Source organism: Hymenobacter negativus (assembly GCF_017571495.1).
Lineage (GTDB): Bacteria > Bacteroidota > Bacteroidia > Cytophagales > Hymenobacteraceae > Hymenobacter > Hymenobacter negativus.
This window is the reverse complement of the sequence record NZ_JAGETZ010000014.1, coordinates 83,828-106,852: the sequence shown is the minus strand read 5'-3', so window position 1 is coordinate 106,852 and position 23,025 is coordinate 83,828. Positions and strand designations below refer to the sequence as shown.

13 protein-coding genes are annotated in these 23,025 nt (G+C 59.7%); 4 read left to right on the top strand and 9 right to left on the bottom strand.

What is annotated here, in order from left to right; genetic code table 11:
- Positions 1-108: 108 nt before the first annotated feature.
- The gene (locus tag J4E00_RS23395; RefSeq protein ID WP_208177785.1) at positions 109-3,429 is read left to right on the top strand and encodes a pectinesterase family protein; all 3,321 of its coding nucleotides are present in this window, start codon (positions 109-111) and stop codon (positions 3,427-3,429) included.
- Positions 3,430-3,537: 108 nt separating this feature from the next.
- On the opposite strand, the gene J4E00_RS23390 is transcribed toward J4E00_RS23395, so the two are convergent.
- Positions 3,538-6,045 (bottom strand): TonB-dependent receptor plug domain-containing protein, encoded by a 2,508-nt coding sequence (locus J4E00_RS23390; protein ID WP_208177782.1) that lies wholly within the window; start codon positions 6,043-6,045, stop codon positions 3,538-3,540.
- 382 nt (positions 6,046-6,427) lie between these two features.
- Here J4E00_RS23390 and J4E00_RS23385 point away from each other — a divergent pair, with 382 nt between their 5' ends.
- The 3 genes from J4E00_RS23385 (at position 6,428) to J4E00_RS23375 (ending at position 10,293) form a co-directional block, all read left to right on the top strand.
- Positions 6,428-7,459: a LacI family DNA-binding transcriptional regulator gene (locus J4E00_RS23385; RefSeq protein ID WP_208177780.1), complete on the top strand. Its 1,032-nt coding sequence runs from the start codon at positions 6,428-6,430 to the stop codon at positions 7,457-7,459.
- An 802-nt stretch (positions 7,460-8,261) separates the two neighbouring features.
- The gene (locus tag J4E00_RS23380) at positions 8,262-9,383 is read left to right on the top strand and encodes a T9SS type A sorting domain-containing protein (RefSeq protein ID WP_208177778.1); all 1,122 of its coding nucleotides are present in this window, start codon (positions 8,262-8,264) and stop codon (positions 9,381-9,383) included.
- A gap of 28 nt (positions 9,384-9,411) precedes the next feature.
- Entirely contained in the window at positions 9,412-10,293 is an 882-nt protein-coding gene (locus tag J4E00_RS23375) for a GEVED domain-containing protein (protein ID WP_208177776.1), read from the top strand.
- Positions 10,294-10,420: 127 nt separating this feature from the next.
- Here the strand turns inward: J4E00_RS23375 and J4E00_RS23370 are convergent, their stop codons facing one another.
- The 8 genes from J4E00_RS23370 to J4E00_RS23335 form a co-directional block, all read right to left on the bottom strand.
- Positions 10,421-12,208 (bottom strand): T9SS type A sorting domain-containing protein, encoded by a 1,788-nt coding sequence (locus J4E00_RS23370; protein ID WP_208177774.1) that lies wholly within the window; start codon positions 12,206-12,208, stop codon positions 10,421-10,423.
- Positions 12,209-12,387: 179 nt separating this feature from the next.
- Entirely contained in the window at positions 12,388-13,218 is an 831-nt protein-coding gene (gene prmA, locus J4E00_RS23365) for a 50S ribosomal protein L11 methyltransferase (RefSeq protein ID WP_208177772.1), read from the bottom strand.
- A gap of 341 nt (positions 13,219-13,559) precedes the next feature.
- Entirely contained in the window at positions 13,560-16,964 is a 3,405-nt protein-coding gene (locus J4E00_RS23360; RefSeq protein WP_208177770.1) for a DEAD/DEAH box helicase, read from the bottom strand.
- A gap of 44 nt (positions 16,965-17,008) precedes the next feature.
- Entirely contained in the window at positions 17,009-17,362 is a 354-nt protein-coding gene (locus tag J4E00_RS23355) for a hypothetical protein (protein ID WP_208177768.1), read from the bottom strand.
- Between the two features lie 93 nt (positions 17,363-17,455).
- Positions 17,456-18,223, bottom strand: a complete 768-nt coding sequence (gene tpiA / locus J4E00_RS23350) for a triose-phosphate isomerase (protein WP_208177766.1) — start codon at positions 18,221-18,223, stop codon at positions 17,456-17,458.
- Between the two features lie 82 nt (positions 18,224-18,305).
- Positions 18,306-19,217: a hypothetical protein gene (locus tag J4E00_RS23345; protein ID WP_208177764.1), complete on the bottom strand. Its 912-nt coding sequence runs from the start codon at positions 19,215-19,217 to the stop codon at positions 18,306-18,308.
- A gap of 182 nt (positions 19,218-19,399) precedes the next feature.
- On the bottom strand, positions 19,400-22,240 hold the full coding sequence (gene uvrA / locus J4E00_RS23340) for an excinuclease ABC subunit UvrA (RefSeq protein WP_208177761.1): 2,841 nt from the start codon (positions 22,238-22,240) through the stop codon (positions 19,400-19,402).
- A gap of 112 nt (positions 22,241-22,352) precedes the next feature.
- Positions 22,353-22,919: a hypothetical protein gene (locus J4E00_RS23335; RefSeq protein WP_208177759.1), complete on the bottom strand. Its 567-nt coding sequence runs from the start codon at positions 22,917-22,919 to the stop codon at positions 22,353-22,355.
- Positions 22,920-23,025 lie beyond the last annotated feature (106 nt).

Genomic DNA, 23,025 nt, shown 5'->3' with positions numbered 1-23,025 from the left:
TGGCATCGTTGCCGGGAACGATTGCACAAATAAACCCATGAAGTATAGTGGCTTTGGCTGAGGGGCTAGGTAATATTTGGTTAGAATTCCCACTCAACACACTTCTCCATGGTAAACTTTTTCTCTTCGGCCTTCGCCTGGCGCGGGCCAACGGCTAGGTTCTGGACATTCCTGAGCCTTGTTTTATTGGCTTTTGCGTCGCCTGCTTTTGCCTATGACTTCACGGTGGCCAAGGATGGCACCGGCAATTACACCACCGTGCAGGCCGCCATCGACGCGGCCCCGACGGGTCGCACCACACCGTTCACCATCTTCATCAAGAATGGCCGCTATAAGGAGCTGGTGACTGTGGCTGCCACCAAGCCCTTTATTCAGCTGGTGGGCGAAAGCGTGGGCAACACCATTATCACCTACAACAACTCGGCAGGCACCCTCGTGAATGGCGTGGCGCTGGGCACCCAGAATTCGGCCTCGGTTACCATCAACGCGGCCGACTTCTCAGCCCTGAACATCACCTTCGAAAACTCATTTGGCGAGTCGGCATCCAACGGGCAGGCCGTGGCCATTCTGGTGAACAACGACCGGGCGGCATTCCGCAACTGCCGCTTCCTGGGCAACCAGGACACGGTGTACCTGAAGGGCAACGGCGCACCGCGCCAATACTTCCTGAACTGCTACATTGAGGGCAACACCGACTTTATTTTTGGCAGCGCCATCGCCCTGTTCGAGAGCTGCAACATTTATGCGAAGGTGAAGGCAACGGCCTCTACTTCCTACATCGCGGTGCCGAACACGCCGGCCGGGCAGGCCTTCGGGCTGGTGTTTAAGAACTGTAACGTGACCGGGCACTCGGTGGCCGGCGGCACTACCTACGACCTAGGCCGTCCCTGGCAGGCCAATCCTAAGGCGGCCTTCCTGAACTGCAACCTCTCCACACCCCTGATTCTGGCTGAGGGCTGGTCGCCAACCAGCTCGGCCGGCACGGCAACCATCCGCGACTCCTATTTCGTGGAATATCAGAACACGCACTTCAACGGCCGGGCCGTCAACGTGGGCACCCGGGTGCTATCGGGCCAGGGCCTAACGCCCGCGCAGACTTCCACGCAGCTCACGGCCACCGAAGCCGCAACCTATACCAAAGCCAATATCTTCGGTACCTGGGACCCTTGCGCGTTGATTGACTGCACGACGCCATTTGTGAAGACGGTTATTGTCAACAACTTCAAGGGCGTGAAAGGCGCTACCACATCAGCCTTCACTTGGAACACGAGCTGGCCCACCAACGGCAACGTACTGAGCGTGTACCGCGCTACGGCCACGCCGCCGGCCGCCCTCGGCGCTTTTGGCGTGGTGAACACGCAGACCGAGCCCAGCGACACGGTTTTCAATTACTCGTATTCGGATGCGGTGCCGGCTTCGGGCAGCCTGTACAAATACTTCGTGCGGGGCAGCGCGGCCACCCGTCAGACGTCGTCAGACACGGTAACCATCAGCAGCGCACCGACCATTGTGGCGGCTGGTACGCTGGGCAACTTCACGCAGCAGCTGGGGGCGGGCTCGCCGGGCCAGAGCGTGGCCGTTTCGGGTACTGACCTGACTAGCGCCGTGACCGTAACGGCCTCGGCCAACTACCAGGTTTCGCTGACTTCGGGCGGTACCTACGCCAGCAGCTTAACCCTCACTCCTACCGCAGGCACGCTGGCCAGCACCCCGGTTTACGTCCGGCTGAATGCTGCCACGGCTGCTACTTACCCCGGCACGCTTACCCTTACCAGCACCAACGCCACCAATGTGCAACTAACATTGAACGGCACGGCCATCGTAGCTCCTACCGTTACCTCTAACATTCTGCAGCAGTGGCCACTGCGTGTGAACAACGCCGACAGTGCCCAGGTGCGCAGTCCCCGCCTGGCCGCGACCACGCCCACGCTGCGCCGCCTCTACCTCTCCAACGGCACCACGCTGGCTACCGTGCCGGCCTACTCCAATCAGTTCGGGCAGGCTTTCGGACCCTCGGCCAATGGCGACGGCACCTGGACGGCTGTGGGTGGTACGCTCAACCGCATGTACTACGAGCAGTTCACGATGACGGTGCCCGCCGGCACCTCGACGGTGCGCGTGGATTCGCTGCTCTTCAACGCGGCTTTCTACAACACCAGCTCCAATACCAAAATGGCGGTGGTGTATTCGCTTAACGGCTTCAGTTCGCCCGCCGACTCTACGGAAATCACGGGGGTAACCGGCCCTGGTGGGGCTCAGACCCTCTCGGCTAGCGGCAACTTTAACAAGTCGTTTCCGCTGCTGAACCAGACGGCGGGCACCACGGCTCTCTACCGCGTGGCCCTCAACGGCCCCAGCACTGCCAACCCCAGCGGCGGTGTGAGCGTGGCCGGCGGCCAAACGCTGACGTTCCGCCTGTATTTTGCCTGCGGCAGCACCGGCACGCCCCGCTACGCCATGCTCAAAAACCTGCGCATCAAGGGCGACGTGGTTCCGGCCCCTATCGTTTCAACGGTGTTGGAGCAGTGGCCGCTGCGCGTGAACAACGCCGACAGCACGCAGGCCCGCAACAGCCGCGTGGTGCCTACCACGCCTACGCTGCGCCGCCTCTACCTCTCTAATGGTACTACCATGGCCAGCATTCCGGCCTACTCCAATCAATTTGGCCAGGCTTTCGGTGCCAGCGCCAACGGCGATGGTACCTGGACGGCTGTGGGTGGCACGCTCAACCGCATGTACTACGAGCAGTTCACGCTGACTTTGGCCGCCAATTCCACGGGCCGCGTCGATTCGCTACTGTTTAATTCGGCTTTCTACAACACCAGCTCCAACACCAAGATGGCGGTAGTGTATTCGCTCAATGGCTTCAGCTCGCCCGCCGACTCTACGGAAATAGTGGGTGGTACCGGGCCCGGTGGGGCGCTGGTATTTACGCCCAGCGGCAACTTCACCAACTCTTTCCCGCTGCTGAACCAGACGGCCGGCCCAACGGCTCTCTACCGCGTAGCCCTGCGCAATGGCGGCATCACGCTGGCTGGCGGCCAGACCCTGACAGTCCGCCTGTACTTCGCCTGCGGCAGCACGAGTACCCCTCGCTATGCCTTCCTGAAAAACGTGCGTTTTAAAGGAGCTGCGTCGGTGATTACTGCCACCTCGCCGGCCCAGGTGCTCAGCGCCCAGCTCCTACTGTTCCCGAACCCGGCTTCGGCTTCGTTCCGCGTGCAGCTGCCGGCTCTGCATAGCAAAGCCCCCGTAGCGGCCACGCTCATCAATACGCTGGGCCAAACCGTGCGCAGCCGACAGCTGACGGCTACTGCGGGCCAGCCCATCGATGCCGAGTTTGACGTGCGCGGGCTGGCGGCAGGCGTCTATACTCTCCGACTCAACGTAGACGGTACTCCGGTGACGCGCAAGGTGGTGGTGGAATAACCGCCTACCGCTCACCACAAAGGGCGCGAATTCTACCCATTCTCCCGCTCAACAAGAAGCCCCGCCGATGGATTCGGCGGGGCTTTTTTGCTGGCAAGCTTGCGCAGGCTATTTGCCGCGCACCGTGATGGTGCCGCTGCCCAGGGCGGGGCGGCCGTCGCGGCTCAGGCCCTCGGCCACCGCTTGGAAGCTGCCCCCGCCATCGGCGGTGAAGAAGTGCAGTTCGGCTTCGCCTTTGGCATTGGTGCTTATCAGGGGGTTCCAGTAGAGAGTGCTGGTGCGCGGGTCAGCGGGCGGGTTGGTGACCAGGGCGTTGTAGCGCGGCTGATAAAACTCGCGCGTCTCGTAGAAGCCTGGCAGCTTCACCACGGCAATGCCGGGCGCGGGGCCCTTGTCGGCACCTTTGTAATTGGGATTGGCCCGCTTGGTGAAAATAGCAATAGCCCCGCCACTGCCGCCGAAAATTGCCGCCTCAGTCCCCTTAAAGATTTCAACGGACTCAATATCCGCCGAAGACAGCGTACTGATAAAATCAATGTCAACCCGGTTGCCATCCAGAATAAACAAGGGCGAGCCGCTGCCCCGAATCTGGGCCGTCATGTTGGGCGGGTTGCCGCTGATGGTGAGGCCTGCTACCCGGCCTTGCAGGAACTGCAGGATGTTCAGGCCCGACTGCGCGGCTGGCTCGTTGGCAAAGTCAATCACGGTGCCGCCGGTGGCACCGTAGAGGCGGCGGGGGTCGTCGCGGGGCACGGCTACGCGCTTGGCCGTCACCGCCACATTGCTGAGGTTAATATTGCGCACCGCTTTTTCGGGGTGCAGGTCCAGTTCGGCGGCTTGGGCCTGGCGGCTGCGGCGCACAAAGGTGGATACCGCTGCCGGAGCCTGCGCCAGCGATAGCAACGCGGGCAGCGGCTGTCCCTCCGTGGGCGGGCCGGTATCAGGCTTGATGATGACGTTGCTGCCGCCCTGCGAGCGCCGCGCCTGCAGCGTTACTATGGCCGTGTCGCGCACCGGCACCCCGGCAAAGCTGAAGCGCCCATCTGCATTGGTGGTGCCTGTGACGACGGTGCGGGTAGGGCGGCTTTGCAGGAAGGTGAGTTGGCTGTTGGCGATGGGGCGGTTGCCGTGCTCGCTCACCACCTGCCCCACCAGGCTGATGTCCTGCTCGGGTGAGAAGCGCAGCGGCGCGGGCTCACCGCTCAGCACCTGCTTCCACACAAAACGACGCCAGCCCTGGGTCAGCAGCAAGTCGTCGAGGGCTTGGCTGGTGGCAGCCGACTGGTTGCGGAAGTAGTAGCCGGGGTCCTGCACGTAGCCCACCAGGTCGGAAGTCAGCAGCAGGTTGGAGGCAATGGTTTCGGCGTTGGGGTCGAGGGCGGCGAGGCCGGCATCGCTCACGCCCAGCGAGAAAGTAGTAGCTACCGGTTGCCCGGCCTCATCGGTTACGCGTACGGCCAGCTGCACGGGCGCGTGGGCCCCGTAGCCGGCCTGGTCCGGCGTGATGCTGATGCGCAGGCTAGGCGGCCCATTCTGGGCAAAAGCTAGCCGCTCGCACTGCGGCGTGCCCTGCCCATCAAACAGCGTGAAATGCACGATGCCGGTGGGGTAATTTTTCTTGGGCATGCGCCACGTGGCCGGCGCGTCGCTGGTGAGGGGTCGGGGGCCGGGGTAAGCCGCTACGCCGCGCACCTGCGTCATGAGCAGCACCGGGCCGGGCGCCGGGGCACCGGCAGCCCCCCGGTAGCGGGCTTCCACCAGAAAGTTTTCGCCGCCGTCCACTACGTGGAGCGTGTAGCCGGTGGCCTGCGCGGCGGGCAGGGGAAAGTCGGCCGCGCTGCCATCGGGAAAGGTGAGGTGGGCGTGGTAGTGCTGGCTCGCGCCGGGCACGAAGGCGAAGCGCCCCATGCCCCCGTGACGACTGCTGAAACTACTTACCACCACCGCATTCTGGGCGTTTAGAATCTGGCCTTTCACGTCGAGGCTGCGGCCACTGGCATCGGTGGCTTTGCAGGCCACCACGGCGGGCAGGCCTTCCACCAGGTAGCCACCTTCGGGGAAAAACTGGACATCGGGACGCGAGGCAGTCAAGGCCTTGGCGCGGGCGTAGGCGGTGGTGGGCGCGGCAGGCTTTGGGGCCTCCTGGGGGCCGAGGGGCGAGGCGGGCCACACGCTCAGCCGGCGGCTGTACACAAAGTCCTCGCCCGCGTTGCGCATCCAGTTGGTGTAGGCACGCAGCACGTAGGTACCGGCTGCTAGCGTATCGGCAATGTCGATGTCCCCGTTGGCACGGCCGCCCTGCAAGCGAATAGTGCGGCGGGCCACCACCTTGCGCTCGGGCGACAGCAAATCGACGTGCAGCACCGAGCTAAGGGAATCGAGTTGGTGGCGTGAGGCATCGACCACGTAGGCGCTGAACCAGACGGTTTCGCCGGTGCCGTATACCGGCCGGTCGATGTGCAGGTAAGCCTTTTCCTGGCGGGCGGCAGTGTAGAAATCGCCCAGCTGGCGCGCGATGCGGGCCAGCAGCCCGTCGTCGGTGGGCTGGGGCCGGAAGGCCGACAGCGCCACGCCCGCCGCCAGCAAGGCCACGGCCATTCCTTTTTGCAAACGCATTCTTCTCATGTTGACAAGTTGGTCGAAAACGACTGGTTCGGAACGCGCGAACCAAGTCCTAGATTACAGCACAAAGATGGCGAAGCCGTGAAGCCCATGCGGGCGCACTACGCATATTTTGCGCTGGGTGCTGGGTTAATATGTGGGCCGGGGTTCCGATTTAGCCAAAAATTTGGTACTCTTGTGGTGGATTTGGCTTGGTGAAGACTCCCGGGGAGGACGGCCGACTGGCCCCCAGCCCCGCTAGTGGAACGTTGGCGGTGGTGGAAATGGTCGGCCAGGCACGTTTTCGGAACCATCGGGCCAGTCATCTGGTAGTTACCCTAAGGCGGGCAGCATTGGTTGCCAAGGCCCTATCTCGTACTCTCCTTTCCCTAAACGCTTGGACCCCGTTACCATCAAGGACATCGCGCACGCCCTCAACCTGTCGACCTCGACGGTATCGCGGGCCTTGCGCGACAGCTACGAAATCAGCCCCGAAACCAAGCGGCTGGTGATGGAATACGCTGAGCGGCTGAACTACCGGCCCAACCCCATTGCCCTCAGCCTAAAAGGCAACAGCAGCAAGGCCCTGGCTGTCATTGTACCCCAGATTGCGAACAACTTCTTTTCGCAGGCCATCAACGGCATCGAGGCCATTGCCTACAATCGGGGCTACCACGTCATTATCTTCCAAACCCACGAGTCGTACGAGCGCGAGGTGGCCAACGTGCAGCAAGCCATGGCCCGCCGCGTAGACGGCCTGCTGCTCTCGCTGTCCAGCGAAACAGCCGACGTGGCGCATCTCAAGTCCGTCATCAGCCAGAACATGCCCCTGGTGCTGTTCGACCGGGTGTCGGCCGAGTTGCCCGTGACCCAGGTGGTGGCCGATAATTTCGGAGGCGCCTACGCCGCGACCTCTCACCTGCTGCAAACCGGGCGGCGGCGTATTGCCCACCTCACCATTCCGCCTTACCTCAGCATTGCGCAGGAGCGGCTGGCCGGCTACCGCGCCGCCCTGGAGCAATATGGCGTGCCTTATGATGAAAGCCTGGTGCGCTATGGTACCTTCGGTCCCGACGAGGCCGGCACGCTAGTGGATGAGTTGCTGGCCCTCTCGCCGCCCCCCGATGCGTTTTTCACGGCCAGCGACCGGCTGGCACTGGGCTGCCTCGCGGCGCTGCGCCAACGCAACATCGATGTACCTGGCCAGGTGGCGCTGCTCAGTTTCACCAACTCACAGTCGGCCCATCTGCTCAACCCGCCGCTCAGCACCGTGACCCAGCCGGCGCAGGAAATCGGTCAGCTCGCCGCCGAGCGCCTCATTGAGCAGATTGAGCGCAAGAGCAAAAGCACCGGCCCCAGCACCATGAAGCTGCCCACCACGCTGGTGGTGCGGGAGTCGTCGCAGCCGCTGCCGAAGCTGGTGATTTGAGCCAGGATTGAGGATGGCACGGCCCGCCTGACGATGTTGAGCGGGCCGTGCCATAACTGAATTAATCGTTGAAATGTAACTTATCCAAGTTTACAGGCTGACGAGGGCGTAGGTGGCCGTGTACAGTAGGTGTACACTTCCTTCGGACTCAGCTTAGAGTAGGCTTAGCGACAGAAATTTCACATAAGCAACTCCCAGCTACGGCAAGCGAAGCAGTGTATGCCGAAACAACGGTGGACTTGAAACACCTGCCCGCCGGGCAGTACAGCTACCGCTTTGTGGTAGATGGCAAAGCGCAAGCTGCCCATCACCTCGTTATTCAAAAATAAGAACTACGAATGCAGGCAGGTGCTACGAGGAGAATAACAATTCCGATAGCACCTGCCTATATTTAGGCAACTAATTAGCAGCGACAATGCAACGGCGCACGTTACTTCTACTGCTTTTATTGCTCTGCTTTAGGGGTATCCTACACGCCCAACGCATCACGCGGGAGAAGATTCTTGACCGGACTAGTGGCACGCCTTATGTTGGGTGTAGATATACGCCAGCAGGCTTACTACTAGTTAACAGTCTGATTAGTGCACCGCAGCCCGCATCATGGGCTAGTCATTTCCAGCTTTTCTCACGGCAGTTAGACTCGTTAGGTACTGGTCCCTTGGTTTCCAATTCAACTTGGCGAACTCAATCTGTCGTTCTTGCTCCTACTGGTGGGTACACTGTTGCTACTACTGCTATAAGCCTCAACTGGCCTACAGACCTAAGAGATTTGGCGTTCTACCGCTATACCAGCCCACTATCATTGCCTCAAATAACGCTTATTGAGGACATAGACGGTGGTAACACTGATACCAGTACGGATTTACTAGCCGCTCCAAACGGCTATTTTATTAGTGCCAAGGTGGACGGTCCAAGCGTATTCAGTCGCAAATTCTCTAAGCTTATTAAAACCGATACTACGGGCGTCATCCTCTGGCAACGAAACTATGGGCTAAGTGATGGTGATTTCATTTCCGGGATGCGCTACACGGCCGATGGCAATATCCTGCTAGCCGGGCAAAGCGCTCCGGCCCCTGGCTTTGATTCCCGTTTGCGGATGCTATTAGTCAATCAGAACGGCGACTCGCTCAACACCCTGATGTATGCTTACCCCAACGGCTTCCTGCGCGCCAACGGGGCCTTTGAGGACCGGCTGCTGGCGTTGCGAGGGGGTGGGTTTACCATGCTAGCGGAATTGGATACCGTAGGTGCGACGTACTCGATGGTGCTGAAAGTGAACCGGCGCCTGCAACCACAATGGCAATTCACCTACCGGGCACGGCCCTTGTTCGGGTTTCCGCGTCGCATGTTTTTTGCCGGGGCCTGCGAGCTACAAGACAGCTCGGTGCTAGTGTTGACCTCCAACCTGCAAGGCTCTCCTAATAACAATCCCTACTACCTGTTACGGCTGAACGGAACCACGGGTCAGCTGCTGAACACTTACCAGTTCATCAGCACCATCTGCTCGCAGTTTCAGGCCAACAAGCTACTGCCCGATGGCGATAGTGCCGTGTACGTGCTGGGTACCTGCCTGGGCAAAACCTACGCGGCACACATCAGCCTGCGGGGTCTGCCAACCGTGGTGACAGCGGCCAGCAACCCAGTAGCACCCGCAGCTACTCATGTTGCGCTCGATGCGATATACCCTAATCCGGCTGATGAGTTCGCTACCCTCTCCTACCGCTGCCCGGCGGGCCTGATGGGGCCGGGTACGCTACGCATCCGCGACGTGCTGGGACGCGAGGCCTACCGGGCGGCGGTGGCGGCCAGTGCGGCCGGGACGGTGCGGCTGCCCACGGCTGGGCTGGCGCAGGGGCTGTATGTGTGCGAGCTGAGCTGGCCCAGCCAGCCGCCGGCCACGCGCAAGCTGCTGGTGCAGCATTAGACGCAGGCTAGCTAGTTGTTCCCTGACCGTGACGGGCCTGACGGCGGCTACCACTTACCAAGTGACGCTGACGGGGCAATGCACAAGCGGTGGGGCTACGCCTAGCGCCGGTCTGTCGTTCACGACCCCTTCCGGGTATTGCACCGCTGGGCTGGGCGGCAGCTGTTCGAGTAATGCCATTACGGCCTTTACTATTCTGAATACGACGCTTGACAATGCCTACCAGATTCCGGTCTGCGACGATGGGCGCAGCTCGGGGGGCGGCACCTTACAGGCGTACTCGTACTATGCGCCCACCCGTCCATCCAACACCGCCACGCTGCAAGCGGGCGGCACCTACCAAATGTCGGTGGTGACGGACGGCAGCAGCAGCGTTTCGGTCTGGCTCGACTCCAATCACAACGGAGCGTTTGACGTTTCGGAATTTACCCAGCTAAGTACGTACACGCAGAATGGGCAAGCTTCGGTGGCCACCCTGAATGTGCCGGCCACGGCGGTATCCGGCCCTACTGGTCTGCGCGTTAGAAGCTTCAACGCCGGAAACCCCAATGGGGCTGGTGGAGCACCTTGTGTCTATTCTATCACGGGCGAAGTAGAAGATTACACCGTTACGATTGCCTTGCCAACGGGTACACAGGCCAGCGACCAAGCCAATCAAACGGAGACTTACCCGAACCCTGTTGCTGACTTATTGACCATTGCCTATGCAAAACCAGCCAACAGCTTATCGGCTGGCCAGTTGCACGTTCGCAACGTGCTGGGTCAGGAGGTCTGGACGCAACAGGTACCGGCTGGCACGCAAAATAAGGTTGAGGTTTCGGTAAAAAGCTGGGCCAGTGGTCTATATTCCTATTACATCATTTGGCCCGATTACACTACCGACGCTAAAAAGTTTATCGTAGCGCCATAGCGCATCTCAACCAGCAGTAGCTTAACAATGTAATTCGCATTACTACTGGTTGTATTGTGCCATATCTTAACAAAAAGGCCCGCCTGACGATGTCCAGCGGGCCTTTTCCATTCTCAATTCTAATTATCTACTCCCGCGTGCACTTGGCCGTCATCTTCACGTTTTCATCTGTGTACACCAGCATGTAGTTGCCCTTGGCCAGACTGCTGATGTTGACCGGCGTGTTGAGGACGCCGGTGGTGGGGGTGAATATGGCCACACGCTGGCCCACGAAGTTGTAGATGGTGATGCGAGCAGCAGGTGTGGCTTTCGGGTGCTCCACCGTCAGCTGCTCGCTGGCGGGGTTGGGGAAGAGGTGCAGCGGCTCGGTGAGGGCGGCGGTGGCTTTGGTGCCCGTCACAACGGTTACGAGGCCGTTGAGGTAGTTTTCGAGGTTGGTGTAGCCATTCGCAGCGATGGTTTGGCGGTCGGCGGCGTTGTTGGGGTTGAGGCCGTTGGCGGTTTCGTAGGCATCGGTCATGCCGTCGTGGTCGGTGTCGGCGGGTGCGGGGCCACAGGTCAGCACCGGCCAGGCGCCTTGCGACACACTGTAGGGCGAATGCGCCGGGAAGCCGCCCTGCACGTCGATGATGGCGCCAGTGCGGTTCCGCACGTCGTTGACAATGCGCTGGTCCAGAGCGTCGCGCACGGGTAGGATGCAGCCCACGCCCTGCAGCACCGACACGTAAGCATCCTGGGCAGTTTGGGTGTTGAGGGGGGCAATGTTGAATGGCGTCAGCACCTTCGACAGCACGGTATCGGCCTGGGTGCTGCCCTGCATGGTCACGCCTTTCCAGTTGGCAGCCGTCACCGTCGGGTTGCTGTCGACATAGTTGCCGGTGAGGTACACCTGAGCGTAAGGTAGCACCGGGGCGGTGGTCTGCTTATAGGGGTTCATCACCCGGGAACGGGCGCTGGTGCTGGTGCCGCTGTTGGGGCCGTACTTGTAGTAGTTGTTCACCATGTTGTAGTTGCCGCCCTCGCCGCCGTAGGTGTTGGCCCCGGTGCCCCAGTTGTAGATGACGTTGTTGCGGAAATCGCAGTTTTCCGAGCCAATGGCTGCGCCGTAGCGGGTGCCGTTCCAGCGCGGAGTGCGGCTGCTGCAGTGGGCAAACAGGTTGTGGTGGAACGAGGCCCGCCGGCCGCCCCAGATGCCGCCGTAGCCGTGGCGCTCGTAGTCCTGGTCGCCGTTTTCGAAGTGGTAGGAGTAGTTCAGCGGCTCCGAAATCATGTTCCACTGCAGGGTCATAGAGTCGGTGGCCGCGCCGTAGAAGGTGAAGGCTTCGTCCTCGCTCCAGCTCATGGTGCAATGGTCGATGACAATGTTTTTGCGCTCTTGGCTGCTGAAGGCGTCGTCGTCGCCGTTGCCGTTGACCATGCCACCGCCGCTGGTTTGCGGATAGAAATCGCCGAGGCGGAAGCGCACGAAGCGCACGATGACGTTGTCGCCGCTCACTGATACCTGCCGGTCGGCGATGCAGATGCCGTCGCCGGGGGCCGTCTGGCCCGCAATGGTGGTGTTGCGCGGAATGCTCAGGCGCGCTGTCAGGCGGATGGTGCCGCATACCCGAAACACAATGGTGCGGTACGGATAGGTGCTGACCGACTGGCTGAGGGCGTAGCGCAGGGTACCCTGCGTGTTGGTGTCGGCCAGGCTCGTCACCTCAAATACCGTGGTGGGCGTGGCGGCCCGGCCGCGGCCACCGCTTACAAAGCGCCCGGCCCCTTCCACCCCCGGAAAAGCCAGTTGCTGGGCCTGCGCCGGCGCGCTGGTCGCTAAGCCAGCCAGCGTAGCCAGAAGGCCCATTCCAAGTTGAGCCGAGCGGCGCGGGTGGGCAAGAAGGGAAGTAAGATACTGGGAGGAAAAAGACGTCATAGTGGGAATAAGTAAGGGAGTCAGCTGAAAAATTACCGGGCCGCGACGGCTTTTATTAGCCATCGCAACCCGGTAATTCTCACCTAATATTACGTCCTCCCCTACCCCCAAATAGCCGCTAATGGCCTTTTTATTCGCGCAATCGATGCCGGGAACGATGCCATCACCGGCAATTCATGCTACGCCTTCTCGAACACCGCCGACACCCAGCTCCGCAGCGTGCGATGGCGCTGGTAGCGCAGGCCGTGCTTGCTGGCTTCCGCCTGAATTTTCGGGAGGTCCTCCTCATAGAAACCGCTGAACAGGATAGGCCGGCCGCTGGGCAGCAGGCGGGCATACTCGTGCATGTCTTCGAGCAGCACGTTGCGGTTGATGTTGGCCAGGATGAGGTCGAAGGGCTCCTCGTTCGCCAGCGTTTCCACGCCGCCCAGGCGGCACTCAATGCCGTGGCATTGGTTTTCGGCGGCGTTGTCGCGGGCGTTTTCCACGGTCCAGGGCTCGGTGTCCACGGCCAGCACCTGGCGGGCCCCCAGCATCTCGGCCATGATGGCTAGAATGCCGGTACCGGTGCCCATGTCCAGCACACGCAGGCCTTTGTGGTCTACATCGAGCTGGTTTTCAATCATGAGGGCTGTGGTTTCGTGGTGCCCCGTGCCGAAGGACATGCGCGGCATTATCACGATATCGTAGTCGACGCCGGCTGGCTCGGGGTGGAACGGCGCCCGCACCGACACGCGCTCGGCAATAATGAGGGGCTGGAAGTTCTTCTCCCACTCAGCGTTCCAGTTCTGGCGGGTGATGATGCGGTGCGAGTGGTTCAAATCGCCGATACCAGAGTAACGGGCCATGATTTCGCCCACCGCATCGGGGTTAAACACGTCCTCGGTGGTGTAGGCGCGGAAGCCTTCGTCAGTGTCTTCAAAGGTATCGAAGCCTACTTCGGCCAGCTCAGCCACCAGAATGTCGGCCAGCTCGCGCGGGGCTTCGACGGTCAGTTCAATAAAATCCATGTACAAAACTAGGCCGCAGAACTTGCACCCCGAAGCTGCGCCAATTGCATCCGGCAGCCCGCCAACCGCTTCCGGATACCCGCCAACTGTTTCCGAACCACAAACCTTTGCATCCCGACGTCCGCCAACTGCTTCGGAATGCTCGCCAACCGTTTCCGAACCACAAACCTTGCCTCCGGGCACCTGCTTTTCGTTTCCGGACGCCCGCCAACCGTTTCCGCACAACAAACCTTTCGTCTGAAGAACAAACCTTCCTTCCGGACAACAAACCTTCAGCTCCTGATGGAGCCAGGCGCTCGCGCCTGGCTCCACATAGGTTGCCGTGTACGCCGCCTGATTAATCAGCTGAACAAGTCCAGCAGCTCAGCCCGCGACAGCGACTTTAGCACGGCTGCATCGGTCCGGATTAGGTCGCTAGCCAAGGCAGTTTTGCCGGCCTGCATGGTCTGGATTTTCTCCTCGATGGTGTCCGGGCAAATGAGGCGGACGGCCACCACGGGCTTGTCCTGGCCCAGCCGGTGGCTGCGGTCGATGGCCTGGTTTTCCACCGCCGGGTTCCACCATGGGTCTACTAGGTACACGTAATCGGCCTCGGTCAGGTTGAGGCCGGTACCGCCCGCTTTCAGGCTAATGAGAAACACCCGCACCTTCGGGTCGTTCTGGAAAGCAGCCACAGCACCCGCCCGGTCGCGGGTCTGGCCCGTGAGGTAGGCCGTCGGTATGCCCCGCTCTGCAAGCGCCGCCCGAATGATATCGAGCATGCGCACGAACTGCGAAAACACCAGAATCTTGTGCTGCGGAGCCTTGTTGTCGATTTCGCGTAGCAGCACCTGGAGCTTGACCGAGGCCGCGCCGAAGCCTTCCGCATCGGGCAGCAGGGCCGGCGAATCGCAAATCTGCCGCAGCTTGGTGAGGCCCTGCAGGATGTTGGCCCGCTCCTTCAGGGGGTGGTCGGGGTGCTGGCCCATCAGGCGGTCGCGGTACTCCTTGCGGTAAAAATCGTACACCCGACGCTGCTCCTCGTCCATCTCACAGCGCAGCACCATCTCGGTTTTGGGCGGCAGCTCGGCGGCTACCTGCTGCTTGGTGCGCCGCAATACAAAGGGCTCGATTTTGCGCCGTAGCGCCCGGGCATGCACGTCCGAGTTGAACTTGTCGATGGGCACCGCAAACAGGTCCTTGAAGTGCTGCTGGCTGCCCAGCAAGCCCGGGCAGGCAAAGGAAAGCTGCCCGTAGAGGTCGTAGGTATTGTTTTCGAGGGGCGTGCCGGTGAGCACCACCCGGTTGCGGGCCTGCAACAGCCGCGCCGCCCGGTAGCGCAGCGAATCGGGGTTCTTGATGGCCTGCGACTCGTCCAGGAATACGTAGTTGAACCGGTAGTTTTTCAGGAAAACAATGTCGGTAAGCAGCGTACCGTAAGTGGTCAGCACTACGTCGTACCCGGCAAATACATCCGAGCTGCGCGGGCGGTCCGGGCCGTGTGCCGTGAGCAGCCGCAGGCTTGGCGCAAACTTCGCCGCCTCAGCCCGCCAGTTGAATACCAGCGAAGTAGGCACCACTACCAGACTAACCGCGCCAGGGATTTTGGCTTTTTGCGTGAGCAGGAAGGCCAGTACTGTGATGGTCTTGCCCAGTCCCATGTCATCGGCCAGGCAGCCGCCAAAATTAAAGGTATCCAGAAAGCCCAGCCAGTTCAGGCCGTGCTGCTGGTAGGGCCGCAGCTGGCCGCGTAGCCCAGGCGGTGGGCTCAGTGGGGCAATGCCTGCGAAGTCGGCTACTTGAGCTTCGTACTCGGCCAGTTGAGCGCGGGTTTCCGGGGCAAGGGCTGCATCTTCGTACTCATCCCGAATAGCAGCGTAGTTGATTTTGGGTGTCCGAATCCGGTCGCCGACCAACTCGCCAGCGGCGAAGTAGCGAGCGAATTTCGCTATCCAGTCCTCGGGCAAAATACCATGCGTGCCGTCGCCCAGCGTCACGTACTTGTTCTTATTGCGCAGGGCTTTATGAATGCTCGCCAGCGGCGCCCGCTGCCCACCAAAGTGGACGTGCAGCTCGGTATCGAACCAGTTGACTTCGGTGCCCACCCGTACCGTCACCTTCGCTTTATTCGGGTTCAGTCGATTGTTTTTCAGCTCATTGAAACCCAGCACCGCAATTTTCTCCTTCTCCCAGACTTCAAAAGCCTCCAAAAACCATTCTTCCTCCAGAAACTGCCGGCGCGACAGATACAGTGCTTCGCGCCCCAGCTCCAGCTGCTCCTCAAACGCCGGCTGCTGCCGCACCAGCAGCACCGTAAACGCCAGCTCAGCCGCCCGGTCGCGGGGCACCGAAAAGGGCTTGCCCGTGGCTGGGTCGGTGGCGTAAATAGTTTTGCGCGAGAGAATGGGCACCTCCACGCTGCCGTACTTCATTACCGGCAGCACGTCGATGAAACCACCGGAGTCGGCCAGGTAAATCAACCGCTCCGGGGCCTGCGCGAAACCATGTTCCGCCAGCTGCACCGGCGTGGCCGGGGCCAGGTCCGTGTACACGATTTCCACCCAGTGCTCCAACTTGCTCAGAATATTCTCTTGAAACGCCGGAAACTGGCTTTTATGCAGCAGTAAGGCATTGTGGCGCGCCTTGAAGAAAGCCAGTAGCCGTGTCACCTCCGGCCGGTCGGGCAGGTACCAGGCATCGGGTTGCAGTGCCACGAATGTGCCGTATTTCAGGGGTAGCAGGCGCAAGTCGTGCGGCTTACCATTAAGCAATACGCTGGCCGAAACGGCAAAGAATGGAGCTTCTTCCTCCACCATTATCCGCACATCGGCCGGGGCTAGATGCAGGGTGAGCGGCCGCAACGTCTGGGCTGTGGTTTTTTCCGAAACCGGGGCGTCGCTCGCATACACAGGCAGGGCCAGCGGGTTGCGCACTAAGGCGCGCAGGGCCTGTTGGTCGGCCACCGGGTTGCGCTCGCTGTGCTGGTGCTGCAGCTGCGAGATGCCCGTGTAGAAGCGCACCACCGCTAGGTCATCGCCATCCAGGCCAGCCTCCAGCGGCGGCACCCAGGTGAGCGGATTTTTGGGTTTGCCTCCGGCCGTCAGCGCCGCCTCAAACAGGTGGACGGTGAGGTGGTCATAGAATTTGTGCTTGCCGACCACAATCATGCGCTGCGTGGGCAATACATCGGCCCCGGCCCGTGGCGGAAACTCCCGGCGCGGCGGCAGCAATGCCTCGGCCAACTGCCGCTGGGCCGAAACCGTGAGAGGAAACAAGCCCGCCCGCCGCGGCATAACCTCCAGCCGCTGGCCAACGTAGCGCAAGCTGAAATGCGCCTCCAGGTTGCGCTCGCTTTCCAAGCCATAAGGCCGGGCAGCGGCTACCAACTGCTGCCGGCGCATTTGCTCGTCAAAGAACACGCGCAACTCTGGCCGATGCAGTAGTGCCAATAGCACCAGCACCTGATGCTCGCACAAGTGTGACCCAGAAACCGCACACAGGCAGCTTAGGCGCAGGTTGCCCGCTGCTTGGGTCACGGCCACCGTTGGAAACCACGATTGCGCCGAAGGCTGACCGAAAGTACCGTCGTTGATAATCAGCGTCTCGGGCTCAATGGTCAGAAAGTGGCGGCCGGGAGCTGCGCTGCCTTCCGCATTTGCGCTGTGCGCAGCCACCATGCCCGCTGTCAGGTCGGCTAGCGAAAGTCCCTCAAAAATATAGGTGTGCGCGGCGGTCGGGTCGTCGTGTTCAGCGGCTTCTCTCGACATCGGCAAAGCAGGCAGGCGCGGGCAAACGGCTGTTTCGCCGGCAGCTAGTTATTGGTTTTGCAGCCGGCAAACGAGCGCACGGTGGTGTAGTGAATGCTGAAATCAGCGCGGCTACGGTCGGTTACCACCAATAACACGTAGTCGGCAAAATCGCGGGCGGGCGCATCGGCCCACAGTCCTACTTTATCGGCAAATAGCCGGTTGTTTTCCTTGAATACCAGCATGTCGGCAAAGGCCTCCTCTGGCTCCACATACACCGTAGCATGGCAGTAGGTGCGCCGGGCCGGGTCGGTTTCCAGGTACACCGAGCCGTAGATTTTACAGGGTTCTACCGGGCCAGCAACAGGGCTTTTGGCAGGTATTAGGGCCAGTAGGAAAGAGAGGACAAAGGAGAGCATCAAAGTAAGGTTGAAATTTTAATGTTGAGTATTGAATGTCAAATGCCTCGTGCGCTTGTAACTCAACACTCAACATTAAAATTTCAACACTCCTTAAAACGACTGAATAATCGTCGCAAAATCAGCCGCTTTCAAGGAGGCACCGCCGATGAGGCCGCCATCCACGTCAGGCTGAGCAAATAGTTCTTTGGCATTCTGCGCATTAGCCGAGCCACCGTAAAGAATGGTGGTATCGAGGGCAGCCTGAGCGTCGTAGGTCCGCGCAATCTGCTCCCGGATAAAGGCGTGCACTTCCTGCGCCTGGGCGCTGGTAGCGGTACGGCCCGTGCCGATAGCCCAGATGGGCTCGTAGGCAACTACCACTTGGGCAAACTCCTCGTTGCTGAGATGAAACAAGCCATCGGTAAGCTGCTTACCAATGAAATCGAAGGTTTCATCTGCCTCACGCGTGTCCAGCGACTCACCTACGCAGAAGATGGGTTTGAGACCAGCGGCCAACGCAGCTTTCAGCTTCTGGCCCAGCAGCGCATCGTCCTCGCCGAAATACTGGCGGCGCTCCGAGTGGCCCAGAATCACGTATTCGCAGCCTACCGAAGCCAGTATTTTGGCCGATACTTCGCCGGTGAAGGCGCCGCTTTCTTTTTGGTTGCAGTTCTGGGCCCCGAGGTGGAATTTCGAGCCCTTCGGCAGTTTCTCACCCACACTTTGCAGGAACGGAAACGGGGGGCAAACTACTATTTCCGGAGCGTTGGCAGTTGCGGCGGCTTCACCAGCAACGTGGGTTATTTCTTCTACCAGGGCCAGGGCCTCGGGGTAGGTCAGGTTCATTTTCCAGTTGCCGGCAACAAGGTTTTGGCGCATAAAGAGCGGAGCGAGTGAAGTGGGAGTACGCTCGCAAAGCTACAGGCCAAAGCCGGTTGCTGACTATGGATATTTACCGCGCCTAATTCTTACGCGCCGCGTTGCGGGCCGCAATTTCAGCTTCAACAGCTACAGCGGCTTCGTCGCGCAGCTGCCAAGGAGTTTTGCGGCCGCCCAGACGGGAGAACCCAATGCCAGCCAAAGCCACAATTGCTGCTCCGGCCATAGCAGCCCAGCCCAGTTCCGGCACTTCGCGCAGCCGCACCACCCACACCGCTACCAAGGCCCAGGCTATTACCAATGGGAACACCATATCACGAAATACCCGACTGATAATCAAACCTAAAGCCACTACCACGGCGATAAGTCCCAGCGTCAGTGTTACCGAAGCACCTTCGGCGGTTTGCCAACCTAACTGCCGCAAGCCAATAGTGATGTTGATAACCGACGCCACCGAAATCCAACCCAGATACAGCGAAAAAGGCACTCCTGCCAGCGTTGGAGCCGCCCCGGCAAAAATGCGCCGCCGGGCCCGGCCGTAGGTCATAATCAGGCTGCCGAGAATGACCAGCATGACGCCCACGCTGGGCAAAATCATTTCGTAAGCGAACAATACCACCCAGGCGCCGGTGGCAATGCTGGCTAACGTAAGCGGCTTGGCCAGCGCGTCGGGCAACGACAGGTTGCGCTGGGCGGGCAGCAGCTGCCACACTGCGTATACCACCAGCGCCAGAAATATCAGGCCCCAGATGCTGAACGCATAGCCAGCCGGCGTGAGCAAGGTCGGGTATTTGGCCGACACCATGCCCATCGTCTGCCCGGCAAAAGGATGCGTATTTGAATAATAATTCAGCCCAATATTTCCCACAATGGTTAACGCCGTGAACCAGCGCCATAGCTGCCCCGTCACCGAATGGTCGGGCGCAGCGTAATGGTCTGGGGCCGACTTAGAAGCAACGTTTTGCTCCAGAGGCATTGTGGAAGTAGTGGGCATAATCGCAACGGTTGGGTGGTGAGAAGCGAAGGGGTGACGAACTTACGGATTTATCCCTATGGTTGGTCGTACATCAGCCCATTCGTAACTAATAAGACGCTAATAACATTACAAAAGCTTCTCAATTAACCAAAGCAAAGTGCTATTCTTTACTTTTCGCTGAAATTATAAGCAGAACGCTGTTACACCTTCTCTGCCAGGAAGCGAGCGGTGTGGTTGGTTTCCTTCAGTTTTACCATCTCCTCAGGCGTGCCTTCAAAGAGCAGATGCCCGCCGTTAAGCCCTCCTTCGGGGCCGAGGTCGATAATCCAGTCGGCACACTTGATGATGTCGACGTTGTGCTCAATGATGAGGACGGAGTTGCCTTGTTCAATGAGCGCATTGAGGGCGCCAAGCAGCTTAGCAATGTCGTGGAAGTGCAAGCCAGTGCTGGGCTCATCGAAGATGAACAGGATTTTATCCTGCTGAAGCGTAGCGCCTTTGGTGAGGAATGAGGCCAGCTTCACGCGCTGGGCCTCGCCGCCGCTCAGCGTGTTGGCCGACTGCCCGAGGCGGATGTAACCCAGGCCCACGTCTTCTAGTGGCTTGAGGCGGTCGGCCACTTTGGGCTGGCTCTGGAAGAACTGTACGGCGTCGGAAACCGTCATTTCCAGCACATCGTCGATGCCCTTATCCTGGAATTTGATTTCCAGAATATCCTGCTTGAATTTGTGGCCGCCGCAGCCTTCGCAAGTCAGGTAGATGTCGGCCATGAACTGCATCTCGATTTTTACCTGGCCCTCGCCCTGGCACACTTCGCAACGCCCCCCATCTACGTTGAACGAGAAGTGCGAGGGCTTTAGGCCCCGTGCCTTGGCCAGCGGCTGCTCCGAAAACAGCGTCCGGATGGCGTCGTAAGCCTTCACGTAGGTAACAGGGTTGGAGCGCGACGACTTACCGATGGGGTTCTGGTCTACGAACTCGACATGCGTTACCTGTCCGTTCACGCCGGTGAGGCGGTCAAACTTGCCGGTGGTTTCGCCCGCGCCACCGCCCAACATCTTCATCAGGGCCGGCGCCAGAATGCGCTTGATGAGCGTGGACTTGCCCGACCCGGACACGCCCGTTACCACGGTCATCACGCCCAGCGGCAGCTTCACGCTCACGTTTTTAAGGTTGTTTTCGCGGGCTCCGGTTAGCTCCAGGGCGTTGCGCCAGGGGCGCCGTACTTTGGGCACGGGTACCTCCATGCGGCCGCTCAGGTACTGGCCGGTGTAGGTTTCGGTGTCTTGGAGAAGCTGTGCCATGGTGCCCTGAAACATCAGGTTACCGCCGCCGCTGCCGGCCTCAGGACCAATGTCGATAATCTGGTCGGCGGCTTCCATCATCTTCTCCTCGTGCTCTACTACCACCACGGTGTTGCCGAGTTGCTGCAGGGAGCGCAGCACACCAATCAACTGCTCGGCATCCTTGGGGTGCAGGCCGATGCTGGGCTCATCAAGCACGTACATGGAGCCCACCAGTGCCGAACCCAACGAAGTAGCCAGTGAAATGCGCTGACTTTCGCCACCGCTCAGCGTGTTACTCAATCGGTTCAGGGTCAGATACCCTAGCCCTACCCGGTTGAGGTAGCCAAGGCGGTTGGTAATTTCCGTCACGAGGCGTTCGGCTACTTTCTGCTCGTGCTCGCTCAGGCTCATGTTTTCGAAGAATTTCAGGGCTTCCGAGATGGGCAGCAGCACGATGTCGGCAATGCTGCGGCCGTCGATGCGGACGTATTGGGCGTCTTTGCGCAGGCGGGTGCCGCGGCAGTCGGGGCAGGTGGTGCGGCCCCGGTAGCGGCTTTGCAGCACGCGGTACTGGATTTTGTGGGTCTGCTCGCTCACCCACTTAAAGTAGGCATCAAGGCCCTGGAAGTACTTGTTACCGGTCCAGAGCAGGCGCTGCTCGGCCTCGCTCAGGTCATTATAGGGGCGGTGAATGGGAAAGTCGAAGCGGATGCCGTTTTTCAGCAGCGGCTTCAGCCATTCGCCCTGCTTTTCGGTACGCCACGGGGCAATTGCGCCTTCGAACACCGTCATGCTCTTGTCCGGAATCACCAAATCCTCGTCAATGCCCAGCACCGAGCCGAAGCCCTCACAGGTCTGGCAAGCACCATATGGGTTATTGAAGGAGAAGAAGTTAACGCTGGGCTCCTCGAAGGTCATGCCATCCAGCTCAAACTTGTCGGAGAAGGTGCGAACGTCGTCGCCATTTAAGTGCACCACGCAGGTGCCATGCCCTTCAAAAAAGGCCGTTTGCACCGAGTCCGATAGGCGGAACAGCAGGTCTTCGTCATTGGGGCGCAACACAGCGCGGTCAATCATGATGTATACATCGCCCTTCACCTCGGGCTGGCCTTCGGCTATCAGGTCCTCAATCTGGGAGGTCACGCCATTCACTACCACGCGGCTGTAGCCCTTTTGCAGCAGCAAATCCAGTTCCTTGCTCATGGCGCGCGTCTTGTCGGCGCGGTAGAGCGGGGCCAGAATCATGGCCTTGGTGCCCTCGGGCTGGTTGGCCAGAAAATCGACCACATCGGCCACATTATCCTTGCGCACCTGCTCGCCACTGACGGGCGAATACGTGCGGCCCACCCGCGCAAACAGCAGCTTGAGGTAATCGTAAATCTCAGTGCTGGTGCCTACTGTCGAGCGGTTGTTCTTGATGCTGACCTTTTGCTCAATGGCAATGGCCGGCGAAATGCCCCGGATGTAGTCCACGTCGGGCTTGTCCATCCGGCCCAGGAACTGGCGGGCGTAGCTGCTCAGGCTCTCCACATACATGCGCTGGCCTTCAGCATACAAAGTATCGAAGGCCAGGCTGGATTTGCCCGAACCTGACAGGCCCGTGACAACGATGAACTGGTTGCGCGGCAGGGCCACGCTGAGGTTTTTGAGATTGTGAACCCGGGCGTTTTTGATGAGGATGAATTCGCGCGGGTCGAGGGCATCAATGGCGTTGTCGGACGGGGCCGAAACTTGCAAAGCGTCTTTTTTGGGCATAAACGAACTAACAGCCAGGTGGGGCCGGAAGGTTTCGGCCGCAGGCAATTGCTGTGAGTACGAAGGTACGGCCAGAGAGAAGGCGTTGGACTAGTGAAAACCCGACAGATATCTACTTCCCATCTCTGGATACATAATAGCGCTGGTCCAAGTCGTTCCCTGCCACTTCAGGCGTGGTAGCGAAGTTGATTTTACCATTCAATTCATTGCTCCAATACACCACGGCGCGAGCTCTGAGTTCTTTTTCCTCCTTTCCTCTTGTGTGCCAAGACCGGAAATATGCGGCTGGAGAATCAACGAACCCCATCGAGAAACTTGTTGCCTCGTTCTTTCCACTCTGCGCAACACATAATCCGCTATAAAAGACCAATGCTTGTCCAACAGGAATGGTAATGGTTTGGGGTGCATTTTTTTGACACAACCAGCTACTGCATAAACCATATGCGCCCTTCTGAACCCAAGAATCAGCCCAGCTACACGACATAATGGTAATAGCACGAGGATAATTGGTCTGATTGCGGATATTCAATCTTAAGTAAGGAATAATTTGAGGCATGTTTATTAGCCGTTCACCTTGTATCACTACATGAACTATTTCGGCCGTTACAGCTAAGCCGGTAGGTTGAGATGCAACAGCTTGGCCAGTATTTTTTGATAGTGCCGACAGCAAGAGCAGCATCAAAAATCAGAATGTTTTCATGACTTCAATATAGACCCAACACGCTCAGTCTGGCTGCGGCAGATTTATTCTGTTTTTAATTAGAAGCTTGTCTAATTATCTTCGT